The sequence below is a fragment of the Rhodococcus sp. C26F genome (assembly GCF_053345925.1).
In genome coordinates this window covers 1-13,428 of record NZ_JBKFBA010000072.1, presented here as the reverse complement: position 1 = coordinate 13,428, position 13,428 = coordinate 1, and the positions used below count along the sequence as shown (strand labels likewise).

Here is a 13,428-nt window from a genome sequence, read left to right as displayed (position 1 = left end):
GGCACCGCCGCCGTGCGAGCTAGTACTTGACAAGGTTCCTTGCGGCTTCGGCGATTTGGTCCGGATTCGGACGCATCATCGCTTCGAGTCGGATGGTTTGCGGTGCGGGTACATCGGGGGCGCAGACACGGGTGACCGGGGCTGCGAGGGAACTGAACATCTCTTCGTAGATGCGCGTTGCAATCTCCGAGGCCGGTCCGGCGGTCAGCGCGGCTTCGTTCACGACCATCGCACGCTTGGTTTTGGCGACCGATTCGAAGACGGTCGGGTAGTCCAGGGGAACAAGGCTCTTGAGATCGATGACTTCCGCAGAGATTCCCTCTCGAGACAGTCGTTCTGCTGCAGCGACGCTTTCTTTCCTCATGTGGCCGTACGTCACGATGGTGAGGTCATTGCCGCGTGTCACAACCTCTGCGACTCCGATCGGTACGATGAAATCGGGATCGGTGGGGACCTCGCCCTTGGTGAAATTCAGCGAGCGCACCTCGTGGAAGAGGACAGGGTTAGGGTCGCGTACAGCAGCTTTGAGAAGCCCTTTCGCGTCGGCGGCGGTACCAGGGACGACTACCTTGAGTCCGGGCATGTGCATGCCGAGGACTTCGTAGCTGTTGGAGTGCTCGGGTCCTGCGGCGTCTTGATGTCCACCGGGAAGGCGAATGACGGCTGGTAGTTCGAACTTCCCACCGTGCATGTATCGCCATTTTGCGAGCTTGTGGTAGATCTCGTCGCCGGCAATGAGGGAGAACCCGGCGAAGCCCATCTGAATGATGGGGCGCATCCCGACCATAGCGGCACCCGCGGCGCAACCGGCCATGAACGCCTCGGTGATTCCGGAGTCGCGGACTCGTTTGGTGCCGAACTGCTCGGCGAGGGTTTTCTGGCCCTTCTTGCCGAAGAACCCGCCGATGCTCACACCCTGCCCGAGGGTGAAGACCGATTCGTCGCGTTCCATTTCTTCCCAGATCGCGGACTCGATCGCCTCGATGTAGCGCATACGTTTGGTTGCGGCCACCGTGGAGGTGCCCGTCGGATTGGTGCTCATGCGAACACGTCCTTCCAGAGGATGTCGGGGTCGGCCACGGGCGCGTCGAGTGCTTTGGCATATTCCGCACGGACGTCTGCCTCGGCTTGTTTGATGATCTCGTCGGCGTTCTCGACGCGCTTGGCGAGGACGCCGATCGGGTCGCGGTAGGACGACATGTCAGCTCGGTGGAGGTCGCCCTCGTAGTGGCCTCGCGCTCGGGTGACGTGGGCTTCTACGATCGTAGGGCCGCCGCCTGCGCGGGCTCGCTCGACGGCGATGCTCATCGCCTCGTGAACCGCCTGAGCGTCCTGGCCGTCCACTTCCAGTCCGGGAACACCGTAGGCGGCGCCGCGCTCGGCAACGGTCTTGGTGGGGCTCCATGCCTCGAACGGCGTTGCGACCTGCCAGTGGTTGTTTTCGCAGAAGTAGATCAAGGGGAGGTTCCATACGGAGGCTTGGAGGAGTGTCTCATGGAACGTTCCGCGTGCGGATGTTGCATCGCCGAATGCGGCAACTGCGACCTGGTCGGTGCCTTTGATGTCGATGGCGAGTGCTGCGCCACCGGCGACGACGAATGCGCTGCCGAGGGTTCCTCCCTCGCCGAGAAGACCGATGGTCGGATCTGCCCACTTCGGGGAGCCGGCGCCCTTACCTCCGGTGGATCCGGTGGTGCGCCCGAAGATGTCGCCGATTACGGGTTCGAGGGGCATTCCTTTGCCGAGTGCCCAGGCCGAGCCTCGGAAGTGGTAGGCGAGGTAGTCGTCGTCGCGTAGGGCTGCAGTTGCACCGATCGGGGCGGCTTCCTGGCCTTCTCCGGGATGCCAGTACCCGTCGAATCGGTGTTCTTTCGTGTGCTCGGTAATGACCTTGTCGATGGCGCGTGCCTGCGCCATGCGAGTCAGCATCGTCCGGAGCTGCTCGTCGTCGAGCTTCCCCATCGAAGTCTCCTGTCCATGGTGTGGGGCGCGTACTGGGATCGATCGAGTCGTGTGACGCGCCATAGCGTGCAACCAAGGTAGTTCAAATCACTCGATTCAGTCAATCAATTGAATCACTTGATTCATTGAGTGCGGCTGTGATGCCCCCGGCGAGGAAGGTGATCATGAACTGCAATTCGCCGCGTGCCGTCTTTTGGGTGGGCTCATCTGCCGAAGTGAGACGATGTACGCGCTGTGCCAGTGCGCTGACGTAGACACGAATGGCCAAAGTGAGTGCGTGTCCGATGTCCTCCGGGCGGGCGTGGGGGAACAGCCGGCGCACGGCGTTGGCCGCCTCGGTGGTTGCATGTACATCGGAAACCCGCAGGGGGTCGATGGCAAGCAGTCGGTCCACTAAGCGGATCCAGTTCTGCGCGTTCTCGTCCTGCTCGTCGAGCAAGCTGTCGTAAGCGCGCGAGAACATCAGAATCAGATCGCGAGGACGGACAGGTTCGCTACGCGATGCCAAAGTGCGTGCTTTCTCGATGATTGCTTCGACCACCTTGCTGCCATAGAGGTCCAACGCCTCGTCGACCAATGCCTCCTTCGTGCCGAAGTGGTAGTGCACCGAAGCAGGTCCGAGGCCAGCGGTGCGGTTGACTGCGCGAATCGATGTCCCGTCGATTCCGTAGTTGGCGAAAAGCTCGAGAGCTGCACTCGTGAGGAGGGCGCGGCCGTCGGTGTCTCGTCGTCGGCCCATTGGGTGACCTTTCATGCGACGGTGGTCGATGAATCGATCGAGTGATTCAATCAATTGACCGAAGCAGGTGATCCAGGCTACCGTCAAACCAGCAAGCATGACGCGTCACCGAAACGACGAGTTCGGACGCACGACGAACGGAGGCGAAATGACGGAAATCCTCGAAGTGAAGGTGCCGCACAGCGGGTCTGTCGAGAACGTCGAAATCAACGAGTGGCTGGTCGAGGTCGGAGCCACCGTAGAGGTCGACCAGGTGCTGGCCGATGTCAGCACCGACAAAGTCGATACCGAACTTGTTTCGCCTCATGCTGGACGGGTCGTGCGTCTTTTGTTCGGTGAAGGCGACGAGGTCGCAGTCGGTACTGTCGTGGCACTGATGGTCGCAGCCGAGGTCCCGGAAGCCGAGGCCGAGGAAGCTCTTCAGAGCTACCGGCCTGCGTCGGTCGAGTAGATCAGATGAGCGAACACGCCCGATCGAGTGATCTGCCCGCCGGATACGACGATGTGCCTCATGTCGTCGAACGCCTTCGTCCACGTCGACGAGCGATCGCACGTAACCTGACCGTAGCGGCCGCGGTTCCGTCGTTGACGGCGGACATGCGTGTCGATTTGACGCAGCTGCTGTCCATACGCTCGCAGTGGATCGGCCCCAAGCCGTCCGTGCTTGCCTTCATCGCGAAGGCCGCAGTATCGACGCTCTCGGAGTTTCCCAATCTCAACGCCAGTCTCGGTGAGCGGGAAATGATTCGGTGGTCGACGGTCAACCTGGGGGTTGCCGTTGATTCACCTGACGGATTGATGGTGCCTGTCATTCGCGACGCCCAGGACCTAGGAGTCACCCGGATAGCAGAGAAGATTGCCCAACTTGCCGAACGGGCACGAGCGGGCACTGTCTCGCTCGAAGACCTCCAGGGGGGCACGTTCACCCTCAGTAACCCCGGGGCTGTTGGACCATCCCTTCGCGCCGAGGCTCTGCTCAACGTTCCGCAAGTAGCGCTTCTCGGCCTGCCCGGGTTGAGACGTGAGCCGATTGCCGTGGGGAAGGGTGAGGACGAGACCATCGAAATCCGAACGGTCGTCGACCCGTCCTTGACCTTCGATCATCGCGCCCTCGACGGCGGCGAAGTTCTGCGGTACCTGGCTTCTCTGCGGGACAAGTTGGAGACGTGGTCAAGCGTCGAGTACCGAGAAGGGGAGTAGTCCATCTGTTCCTTTGCGAGCGCCGGCCGAGTGCCGGCGCTCGCTTCGTTTGAGGAAGGTCCCTGTTGGCCGGATGCGATCAGTTGTTCCGATCAACCGATTGACTATCGCGCGGCATTGTGTGAGAGTTCTCCTGTGACCTGAGTCTCGTTTGCGATCTTGGGTTACCCACCACGCAACTGTGCGCCGCAGCGTCTGATCTGAGGTAAACCACCAATGGGCATCATTGAACCCGCAGTAACAACCCCCGACCCATCCGGGGGACCGGCTGACCGGCCACGGGGCGGGTCGCATTCCCACAAACCCGAGGGATCGGGCAGATGGATTGCTGCCGTTGCAGTACTCGTCGTGTTGACCGAGCAGTCCGCACTCGGATTCCAGCTAATCGCGCCTGCACTCGGAGGCCTTGCCGCCAAGTACGAGACCACCCAGGTCATCTGGACAATCACCATCTTTACTCTCGTCGGTGGCGTGGTCGCGCCTCTGATTGGCAAACTCGGTGACCGATACGGCAAAAGACGAGTGCTGGTGTATGCCGCTGTCGTCTCGCTGATCGGCTCGGTCATCAGCGCCCTGGCTCCGAGCTTCGAAGTTCTCCTGGTCGGGCGGGCACTTACCGGAGTGAGCGCAGCCTTTCTCCCCATCACTATTGCCCTGATGCGAGATGTCTTCCCGCCACGAATGCGGGATATCAGCATCAGCATCGCAACCAATGGGGTAGGCGTTGTGACCATCGCAGGCCCCTTCATCGCCGGCTTCTTCATCGACAACATCTCGCTCGAGTCGGTCTTCTGGTTTGTAGGGGCGTTGTCGTTGATCGGGGCAATCGGCACGATCGCACTCATTCCCGAATCGACAGTGCGAAACCACAGCCCCATCGACTTCGTCGGAGCGATCGGCCTCGTGGCAGGTGTCTTCGCCCTCCTGTTCGGAATCTCGCAGATCTCAACGTGGGAATTCGCCGACCCCCGCACTCTCGGCGTTCTCGGAGCGGGAATCTTGATCCTGGCGGCGTGGTGGGCCTGGGAGAAACACACTCCCGAGCCTTTCATCGAGCCCGCAATCCTCACCAGTCGGATCACGTCGACCGTGCTTCTGGCCTATGCATTCGGTGGCGGTGCAATCACCGTCATCGCAAGCTACCTCCCGACCTTCCTGCAGACCCCGCGCGAACTCGGGGGAAGCTACGGATTCGGCCTCGACGCGACCGGAGTCGCCCGCTACCTGGTCGTCCCCGGAGTACTCACCGTCCTCGGCGGACTGGTGGTAGGGCTGTTTGCCAAGCGGTATGGATTCAAGTTCTTCCTCATCCTCGGCTCCGGTTTCATCGCGCTGGGCGCAGCCGGGCTGAGTATTTTCACCGAGCACTCCTGGGGCCCGATCGTCATGTATGGAATCGTCGGTTTCGGAGCCATGGTCTACGCGGCCGGTCCCAACCTGTTGATGGCAGTCGCACCTGCCGAGCAACGAGGTGTCTCCGCCGGTGTTCTGAGCGCCACCATGTCGATTGTCGGTAGCCTGTTCGCCCAGATCGCTGGACTCGTCCTGAGCCGGAACACCGCCCAGGTCGTCAGCGGCACGCCGATATACAGCGGCAAGGGAGTTGCACTTGTCTTCTCATTGGCAGCAGTGATGGGCCTCGTCGCGCTCGTGATCTCCCTTTACGCCCCGCGGAACTCCGAGTCACTCGAAGCCTGACAACCCGAACAAACGCAGAGAGGGATCGACATATGCGTGCTGCGGCACTTCTGAACGGGACCATTACCGCAACCGACATCCCGGAGCCACCGGCTCTCGGTCCCGATCAGGTCCTCGTTGCAGTGCACAGTTGCGGTATCTGCGGCAGCGATCTCAGTCTTTGGAAGGACGCCCAGGCGTTCGTCGATGTCTCCCTTGCCGGACAGAACAGTCTGTCGGTTTTTGATCCGGCGCGTCCGGTCGTGCCGGGGCACGAATTCTCCGGAACCGTGGTGGATTGCGGTGAGAACGTCAAGGATTTCGGAACCGGGGACCGGGTGGCCGGCATCGGTGTGGCGACCGACCCTGCCACGGGTGAGATGACCATTATCGGATACTCGAACAAGTATCCGGGTGCATTCGCAGAGAGGATCGTGGTCGACAGCGCTTTCCTTCGTCACGTTCCCGACGGCATGTCGCTCGATGATGCTGCGCTCGCAGAACCCTTGCACGTGGGGGAAACCCACGTGCAGCAATCGCAGTACCGGCAAGGGGAGACAGCGCTGGTAATCGGCGCCGGACCCATTGGATTGGGCGTAGTGATTGCTCTCGCTCAGAGAGGTTGCGAGTCGATCATCGTCGTCGAACCTTCACCCAAGCGGCGAAAGTTGGCGTCTGCTTTCGGTGCTACAACCGTGGCGGCGCCTATACCTGGAGGTCCCGCAGCACTACTGCCTCAAGAGCCAGTGCATTCTCCGGCTGTCGCATACGAGTGCAGTGGTCGGCAAGGTGCGATCGATGAACTGACCAGAACGCTTCCGCATGGTTCCCGCATTCAGGTTGTGGCTTCGCCTTTCAAGCCGGAGACAATTATTCCGGTCATTGCGCAGTGGCGTCAGATCGCGATGAACTTCGGGTCTGGCGAGGTCGAGGACCCCTATGGGATCACCTTGGACAGGCTCGCACAGGGCGTAGTCGATACGAGCCTGCTTATCACTGGCCACGTCACGATCGATGATGTCGGGGCAGCCTTCGCCTCGCTGCTCGATCCTGAAGACCACGTTAAAATCCTCGTCCACCCGGCGTCGACAGTAGCGAGATGACACCTGCATCGTGTTGCGCGTTGAGGGCGGACTCTGTGGGTGGATCCAGCATGTTCAGGACTTCGGTCTATGCTTCGAGACTCCGTGTAGGCCTGCACGGACGGTCTCGATCAGCGCCTGGCTCTACCGACGTTCCTCGATCAACTACCTGCAACCTACTCGTTTCGTCCGTTGGGGGCGGCGCACCGAGAGAAGCCGCAGCAGTGCCCAGTCCAGGCGGTGCACGCTTGCTACGGCCAGACGGCAGGAACCCCGACGCATCAACATAGGGTTACTGTCGTTCGTAGGCGCCTACAGAGCAAAGGATCATTCAGAAAACCTCCTAGTGCGGGTGGTGTCGACTAGGCATTGCTCAATGTGTCAATGTGATACGCAAGATGTCTCGTCATTTGGTAGGTGAAATTGATTGTGAATCAAAAGAATCAGTCTACGTAGTACGGATGATTGGGCGAATCATATTGCTATTGTCCATCTATCGCAGTAGAGTACTGAGTGTTCGGCGTGATCTCTCGCAAATGAGGACACCTACCATCCGAACGTGCGCCCCAACTATGTCGTTCTTCCGTCCCCCCGAGTGGATCGACCCCTGCATGGGGCGTAACTCTGTGTCGATGTTTGTCCCCCGCATCGACATGGGCTCCGGCGCTGTCCCCCTGTCGCGTCGGGCCCCCTCCGTCGGCGCGGCTGTGTCCCTCGCCGTGCCGACGGAGCCCTCCCAAACATGAACGCTACGAATCGTCGTCAGCAGCGACTGGCATCTGGATTGCGGTCCTGTCCTGTTCCGGTCGTTGTGTGAAGTCAGCAGTTCCTGCGGCGTGGCACGCGGTTTGGGCTTTGCAGTTGCCCTCGCACCGTGCAGGAGCTTCGATCTGTGGATATCGGATCCGACCTTCGTCCAGTGGCCATGACAGACGGTCGTTGATGACAGCCGACTGCGCAGTAGGCGTCCCGTCGAGATGAGTGCCGAGTTGCGGGGACCTTATGACGGAACTGTCAAGCGGCGTGGAAGAAGTGGCCATACAGAGAGCCACGCTTGCAAAGGAGCCCGTGCTTGCGACTCCATGCGGTCATGCGCTGCCGCGGTAAGGCCGAGTACCTAGTACTGCAACGACAGTTTGGGATGTCGACGTTTGTAATGGCTGACGCGGGCTCTGGCTTGGCTGATGCGACGCTAGTTCGACCAGTGCCACACGTGGAGCAGAGTGTGCCTCAACGGACACGCAACACGATTGAACATCCGTCGAATCTCGTTGACTGTCAGAGGAATCAGATTGCCGAGACCGGACGAAGATCCCCCTTTTGCGCATCTCGACGCAGGATCGTCAAGAACGCGGCCGCAGCCATCGACAAGGTGATGTGCCGATACCATGCGGTGTAACCCCGGACCTGGTAGTGGTCGAGCCCGGTCTCGTTCTTCGCGGTCTGGAAGCATTCCTCGATCGCCCACCGACTGCCGGCCACCCCACCAGTTCGGCAAGCGGGGTCTCGGCGGGCCCGTAGCAGATGTAATAGGCGATCTCGTCGGAATCGGTGAGCGACCGACGGGCCAGCAACCAATGACCGCGGCCCGGTTCACGGATGGGCCGGATCGGGGCGGCCGCCCAGTCGTAGACCCGCGGTCCGTGCGCACCGTCCCCGCACGACAGTCGTTGCCACGCCGAGGCGTCGAGCTCGGCGATCACGGTGTGGGCGCGGCGCTGCCGCAATTGCATCGACACCACCATCTGCGTTTTGGGCACCGCCAGCACGTGCGCCACTCCGCGGGATTCGAGCCACATCCGCAGCCGGCCGACCTGCCCGTAGGCCTCGTCGGCAGTAACCCACCCGAACGGAATCCCGGCATCGAGTGCGCGTTCGAGCATCGACTGGGCCAGTTCGGGTTTGGTCGCGAACTCGACGTCGTCGTCGATGCCGGCATCGCGACACCGATCGCGGTCCTCGGTCCAGGCTTTCGGTAGATACAACTCTCGGTCGATCAATGCCCGACCGCGGTCTTCAGGCGTACGCGAGGAACACCCCGATCTGCGAGTTCTCGATCCGTCCGGCGGTTCCCGAGTGCTGTCGCGCTACCCCGGCGGAGGTGTTGTCCTTCTTGAGGAAGCCGGTCTCGTCGACGATCAGCACCCCGGCTTCCTCGTCGCCGATCGCCTCGACCACGACCTGCCGCACGTCATCGCGCAGCCCGTCGCCGTCCCAGGCGTAGAAGTTCAGCAGTCGTTGCATGCCTTCCGGGCCGGTGTCCCCGGCGGCCTCGGCCAGTCTCCAGCCGTTCTTGCGTTCGACCTCCGCGAGCAATCCCCGGACATACGTCACCATCCGCCGGCGGGACTCCACCCGCGAGAACCGGTGCGCGAACCGACTGCAGAACGCTGTGAACCCGGCCGACCATTCCAACACCTCCGACTGCACCAAGATCAATTACCATAGACGCAACCTCGGTCACAAACTGTCGTTGCAGTACTAGGCGTAGCCTGTGACGTCACTGCGTGCTTCAGCATCGCCCCCGCCGCGACGCCCCGTCCGCCCACGCAGCGGAGGCCGTTCGCTACTTGCGGTGACGATGCTCGTTCGGTGGAGCGGAGGATGTGCTCAGGTCGGTGTCATGCGGAGGGCGCTCAGTCCCGTGATGCTCGACGGTGTCCGTGTCGGTGATGTTGAACGGTTCGCCGGTCAGGGCTTGCACCACTGTGGTGAGGTCGTATGCGCTCACTTCGCCGGCCTGTGCGCCGTCCACGTTTCGTCCGGTGGAACGAGCCATGACAACTCCTGAGTACGTTGGTACGACAGTTGAACGGGCGCCGCCAACGAAAAGCTTACCGGCGGGACACGTCCCGGTCTCCTCGCGGATCGATGATCGTGTGTGTCCGCTCGGGATTCGGCTCGACCTGGGCATGATCTCCCGGACGTTCGCAGCTGACTCTGGCAGGGAAGGCTCGGTAATTCTCAAGGCCAGCCGGTGAACGCGAAGCGGCGCAACACCAGCCGACGGCCTCATGCCTGGGTAAGTGTGGTGGTTTCCGGTGCGCGGATGAAGAACGAGGCAGCGACGGCGATAAGGGACACTGCGCCACCGTAGAGGAAGGCGGCGTGGACACCGGACTGGTTTGCGCTCAGTTCGTTCGCGCCCTCGGCCGCGCGCGATACTGCGGTGCTCGACATGACGGTGATGAACAGTGCGGTACCTGCGGCGCCGGCCAATTGCTGGACGGTGCTGAAGATGGCGCTGCCGTGCGAGTACAACTCGCTCGGCAGCGAACCCAGCGAGGAGGTCATCAGAGGCGTCATGACCGTCGCGAGCCCTGCCATCAGCAGCGAGTGGATGGCTATCACCATTGGTAGTGCGGATTGCGTGTCGAGCATGGTCATCAGCCACAGCGACGCGCTGACGACCACGGCTCCAGGGATCACGAGGACACGCGGGCCGGTACGGTCGAAGATGCGGCCGACGAACGGAGACAGGATGCCCATGACGAGCCCGCCGGGGAGCAGCAACAGACCGGTGGTGAGGGTGTCGAGACCACGAATGTTCTGCAGGTACAGCGGCAGCAGGATCAGGGCACCGAAGAGCGCCATCATGCTGATCGACAGCATGGCCAGTCCGATGCTGAAGGTCGGGGTCGCAAAGGGCCGCAGGTCGAGCAGGGCGCGGCCGGTGCTGTGCCTGGAGACCTGACGCCGAACGAACACGGCCAGCGTGAGTGCGCCTGTGGCAAGCGGTATCCACACGGGCATACCCGACTCCTCGGCGGAGTGCCCGATGCTGCTGAGACCGTAGACGATTCCGCCGAATGCCAGTACTGACAGAAAGACCGATACCAGATCGAGCGGGACCGCGACCGGTGTCGTGAGGTTTTTCACCAGTGCGGTTCCGAGAGCGAAGGCGACGAGCGCGATGGGCAGGACGAGCCAGAACATCCAGCGCCAGTCGAGTGCATCAAGGACGATGCCCGAGAGCGTGGGGCCGATGGCCGGTGCCACCGCGATGACGATGGAGATAATTCCCATCATGCTGCCGCGCTTGTGGGCAGGAACCACGCGTAGCACTGTGGTCATCAGCAACGGGAGCATGATGGCCGTGCCAACGGCCTGGATGATCCGTCCCGCCAGAAGAACCCCGAATCCGGGTGCGATCGCGGCGAGTAGCGTGCCGAGGCTGAAGATGCCCATGGACGTGATGAAGACTTGGCGGAGGGTGAAGCGCTGGAACAGGTAACCGGTGATCGGGATGACCACGGCCATGGTCAGCAGGAAGCCGGTGGTGAGCCATTGCGCGGTACTTGCGGTGATGTCGAGGTCGTCCATCAACCGGGGCAGAGCCACGCTCATGATCGTCTCGTTGAGGATCATAACGAAGGCCGCAGCGACAAGGACGCTGATCAGCAGCTTGTTGCCCTGTTCCAGATGTTCCTCGGGGGTGGCGTCCAGTTGGTCGTCGGGCTGGTGCACATGCATATCAGTGGAACTTTCTGGAGAGGACGACTTTGCCGCGATCACAGCACTCATGAGAGAGTCACCCGAAGTGGTAGTGACTGTCAAATTAATTTTGACTGTCAGGGTGGATTCTGGTTGTGGTCTGCTTGGCGTCTGGGTTCGAGTCGAAAGGAGCCGCCTGATGGATGCACCGGGTGGGTCGGTGTCACAAGCACGCGTTCCGAGTCTGCGGGAACGGCGGCGACTCGAAACGCGTCGCGAGATCACTCTGGCGGCGCTGGAATTGTTCGAGCAGCAGGGGGCAGCCGCGACCACGGTCGATGAGATCGCTCGCCGAGCGGGCGTATCGCCGAGCACCTTCTTTCGCTACTTTGCGACAAAGGAGGAATCGGTCTACGGACCGGACAAAGACTTCGAGGCGGACCTGCTCGCTTGGCTTGACTCGGTATCACCGGAGCAGGTCGATCTCGAGGGCCTGGAAACGCTTTACGAGCGTTCGCTGCAGCGTCTCATGTCATCCGCCGACGACGTCAAGGATCGCGTGCTCAGGACACGTCGTCTCGTTGCCTCCGACGATCACCTCCGCGGCGCCGCCTTCGCGTCCGATGCCGTCGCGATGTCCCGAGTCACCCAGAGCGTGACGGAAAAGGTTCGTGCACTTCATCCTCCGTCCTATGCGCGGCTGCTGGTCGAAATTGTCAGCGCAGCGGCACGCACAGCCTTCGAGGCATGGATCAAGGGGATCGAAGACGGCGACGAAGTCGATCTCGTTGAGACCTACCGGAGGACACGTAGCGAAATGCGCACAATCTTCGGGGTCGATGATCTCGGGAAACGATGACCTTCCTGCCCGACACAAGCGAGTCGCTGCAGACGGTATCGGTTTTGTGGCTGCCGTCAGCAAGGCGCTCGCCGTAGCATCGGCAGGCCATGCACGATCTAGCCGAATGCGCCCCTGATGCGTGAGGTGTACGAACACCTACACGCGTCCCGCTGCCTGCCTGCCATGTCCGGGATCTGATCAGCGAACTCGGCGTGACCGGCTACTGCCGAGGAGTGCAGGCAGGACTTGTCGCGGACCTGGCTGCGATCATGACGGTCCGCGTCCAGTGGTGCGTCTTCCCAAGGGGATCGCGAAGACGGTTGGATTACAAGGACTGATTGGAGCAGGCGCGGGATACGACCGTCTCTCGCATCGGGAGCGTGTGCGCACCCCAGCAAAGAGGAGGGCGGAGCTGAGGTTTCGATGCTGCGGTGTTGACCGGTCGATCGGCAGTGGCCGTACGTTCCTTACTTCAGGGCAGCGGCGACGAGGGTTACGACAGCGAATGCTGCTCCCAAGATCAGTGCACCGAGTGGAGATTTTGGGTCGCCGAACAGGGGTTCGTCCTTGCTCCATTGCCATCGGTTTGACGCCATATCCCGATGAAACCCGGACGATCCGGACAGAGCAAATTGGATCGTCCGGGAGGTTGCAATAGTTCTGCCGCGTATTGACGTACCGGCTCCGACCCCGAACGTGACGGGCTGGGACAGTCCTGGATCGAATGTCGTGAACCGGCTGCTTCCCAGCCGGATCACGAATGGTGCGCCGAGACTGGTCAAAAGTCTTTTGTACGAAGGAGGTAAGTGTGTGTCGTAAGCAGTGCATGCAACGCTGGACGGTGCGGTGTCAGCGGAGCTCGCTGATCGGACTAGTCAAATGAACACCCTGGACTGGATCAACGGTGGTGAACACGTAGCGGTCCCCGAAATCTCAACCGGACTGTCGCTGACCGTCATCGTCGGAATTCTCGTCATCACGGCCGTCGCAAGTCTGCGATAAACGAGGAGGACGAAGGAAACCACGCGCCGGCAACGACTGCGGCACGTTGGGCCCTTTGTCGCAGAACGTGTCCGTGTACGGAAATTTTGTGCCCTCGACCCTTTCCCGTGGTGTCCGGAAGTGCGAAGGTGCAGAACGGGCTTGTGTACTTCACTGCCGGGTGTCCATCCGCGAGCTGGGGTCGTATCACCGCCCGGACGGCACAGTAAGTGCCTGACCGAGGAAGGTGCACGGTTGCTCGAACCGCCGCTGTCCGGTCTCCGAAGGATCCGATAACCGGCCACCGGTGACGGAGTGTCGGTCAGGCTGCGTTGCCGGGGTGGGTATGAGTCGGAGAGTACGTCGTTGAGCTGGCATTGCTCGATCGCAACTTGCTGTCCGCATTGCTGCGCTCTACCTAGTGCCGCATCACGCAACGTTTGCCCTGTCGACGATCTCCCGTAGCTGTTGATCCTCGGCGTGCTTGTTGCGCCAGATGATGTAGCGACGGA

General features: G+C 61.5%; 10 protein-coding genes and 2 pseudogenes. 6 read left to right on the top strand and 6 right to left on the bottom strand.

The window, feature by feature from the left end; genetic code table 11:
* Positions 1 to 19 precede the first annotated feature (19 nt).
* From ACLBYD_RS29575 to ACLBYD_RS29565, 3 genes are all read right to left on the bottom strand, one after another.
* On the bottom strand, positions 20 to 1,042 hold the full coding sequence (locus tag ACLBYD_RS29575) for an alpha-ketoacid dehydrogenase subunit beta (protein ID WP_447819240.1): 1,023 nt from the start codon (positions 1,040 to 1,042) through the stop codon (positions 20 to 22).
* Complete coding sequence (locus ACLBYD_RS29570) at positions 1,039 to 1,962, bottom strand: thiamine pyrophosphate-dependent dehydrogenase E1 component subunit alpha (protein ID WP_447819239.1); 924 nt, start codon at positions 1,960 to 1,962, stop codon at positions 1,039 to 1,041. Before ACLBYD_RS29570 ends, ACLBYD_RS29575 begins: the two co-directional genes overlap by 4 nt.
* A gap of 100 nt (positions 1,963 to 2,062) precedes the next feature.
* The gene (locus tag ACLBYD_RS29565) at positions 2,063 to 2,788 is read right to left on the bottom strand and encodes a TetR/AcrR family transcriptional regulator (RefSeq protein WP_447819238.1); all 726 of its coding nucleotides are present in this window, start codon (positions 2,786 to 2,788) and stop codon (positions 2,063 to 2,065) included.
* Between the two features lie 61 nt (positions 2,789 to 2,849).
* On the opposite strand from ACLBYD_RS29565, the gene ACLBYD_RS29560 reads away from it, so the two are divergent.
* From ACLBYD_RS29560 to ACLBYD_RS29545, 4 genes are all read left to right on the top strand, one after another.
* The gene (locus ACLBYD_RS29560) at positions 2,850 to 3,152 is read left to right on the top strand and encodes a biotin/lipoyl-containing protein (RefSeq protein WP_447819237.1); all 303 of its coding nucleotides are present in this window, start codon (positions 2,850 to 2,852) and stop codon (positions 3,150 to 3,152) included.
* A 5-nt stretch (positions 3,153 to 3,157) separates the two neighbouring features.
* Positions 3,158 to 3,901 (top strand): 2-oxo acid dehydrogenase subunit E2, encoded by a 744-nt coding sequence (locus tag ACLBYD_RS29555; RefSeq protein ID WP_447819236.1) that lies wholly within the window; start codon positions 3,158 to 3,160, stop codon positions 3,899 to 3,901.
* 348 nt (positions 3,902 to 4,249) lie between these two features.
* On the top strand, positions 4,250 to 5,599 hold the full coding sequence (locus tag ACLBYD_RS29550; protein ID WP_447819235.1) for an MFS transporter: 1,350 nt from the start codon (positions 4,250 to 4,252) through the stop codon (positions 5,597 to 5,599).
* Between the two features lie 32 nt (positions 5,600 to 5,631).
* Positions 5,632 to 6,681: an alcohol dehydrogenase catalytic domain-containing protein gene (locus tag ACLBYD_RS29545; protein WP_447819234.1), complete on the top strand. Its 1,050-nt coding sequence runs from the start codon at positions 5,632 to 5,634 to the stop codon at positions 6,679 to 6,681.
* A 1,266-nt stretch (positions 6,682 to 7,947) separates the two neighbouring features.
* Here the strand turns inward: ACLBYD_RS29545 and ACLBYD_RS29540 are convergent.
* The 3 genes and pseudogenes from ACLBYD_RS29540 to ACLBYD_RS29530 all read right to left on the bottom strand — a co-directional run bounded on the left by ACLBYD_RS29540 (position 7,948) and on the right by ACLBYD_RS29530 (position 11,133).
* Positions 7,948 to 9,090, bottom strand: a pseudogene (locus ACLBYD_RS29540) (IS701 family transposase).
* Positions 9,091 to 9,226: 136 nt separating this feature from the next.
* On the bottom strand, positions 9,227 to 9,439 hold the full coding sequence (locus ACLBYD_RS29535) for a hypothetical protein (RefSeq protein WP_447819233.1): 213 nt from the start codon (positions 9,437 to 9,439) through the stop codon (positions 9,227 to 9,229).
* A gap of 233 nt (positions 9,440 to 9,672) precedes the next feature.
* On the bottom strand, positions 9,673 to 11,133 hold the full coding sequence (locus ACLBYD_RS29530) for an MDR family MFS transporter (protein WP_447819232.1): 1,461 nt from the start codon (positions 11,131 to 11,133) through the stop codon (positions 9,673 to 9,675).
* A 160-nt stretch (positions 11,134 to 11,293) separates the two neighbouring features.
* Between ACLBYD_RS29530 and ACLBYD_RS29525 the strand changes: the two genes are divergently transcribed.
* Both ACLBYD_RS29525 and ACLBYD_RS29520 read left to right on the top strand, forming a co-directional pair.
* Positions 11,294 to 11,953, top strand: coding sequence for a TetR family transcriptional regulator (locus ACLBYD_RS29525; RefSeq protein WP_447819231.1), 660 nt, complete (start codon positions 11,294 to 11,296; stop codon positions 11,951 to 11,953).
* Between the two features lie 864 nt (positions 11,954 to 12,817).
* Positions 12,818 to 12,937, top strand: a pseudogene (locus ACLBYD_RS29520) (TerC family protein); the annotation flags it as partial.
* Positions 12,938 to 13,428 lie beyond the last annotated feature (491 nt).

Coding starts and splice junctions, on each gene's coding strand:
- ACLBYD_RS29575 (WP_447819240.1), bottom strand. CDS start 1,042: ATGAGCACCAATCCGACGGGCACCTCCACGGTGGCCGCAACCAAACGT.
- ACLBYD_RS29570 (WP_447819239.1), bottom strand. CDS start 1,962: ATGGGGAAGCTCGACGACGAGCAGCTCCGGACGATGCTGACTCGCATG.
- ACLBYD_RS29560 (WP_447819237.1), top strand. CDS start 2,850: ATGACGGAAATCCTCGAAGTGAAGGTGCCGCACAGCGGGTCTGTCGAG.
- ACLBYD_RS29555 (WP_447819236.1), top strand. CDS start 3,158: ATGAGCGAACACGCCCGATCGAGTGATCTGCCCGCCGGATACGACGAT.
- ACLBYD_RS29545 (WP_447819234.1), top strand. CDS start 5,632: ATGCGTGCTGCGGCACTTCTGAACGGGACCATTACCGCAACCGACATC.
- ACLBYD_RS29535 (WP_447819233.1), bottom strand. CDS start 9,439: ATGGCTCGTTCCACCGGACGAAACGTGGACGGCGCACAGGCCGGCGAA.
- ACLBYD_RS29530 (WP_447819232.1), bottom strand. CDS start 11,133: ATGCATGTGCACCAGCCCGACGACCAACTGGACGCCACCCCCGAGGAA.
- ACLBYD_RS29525 (WP_447819231.1), top strand. CDS start 11,294: ATGGATGCACCGGGTGGGTCGGTGTCACAAGCACGCGTTCCGAGTCTG.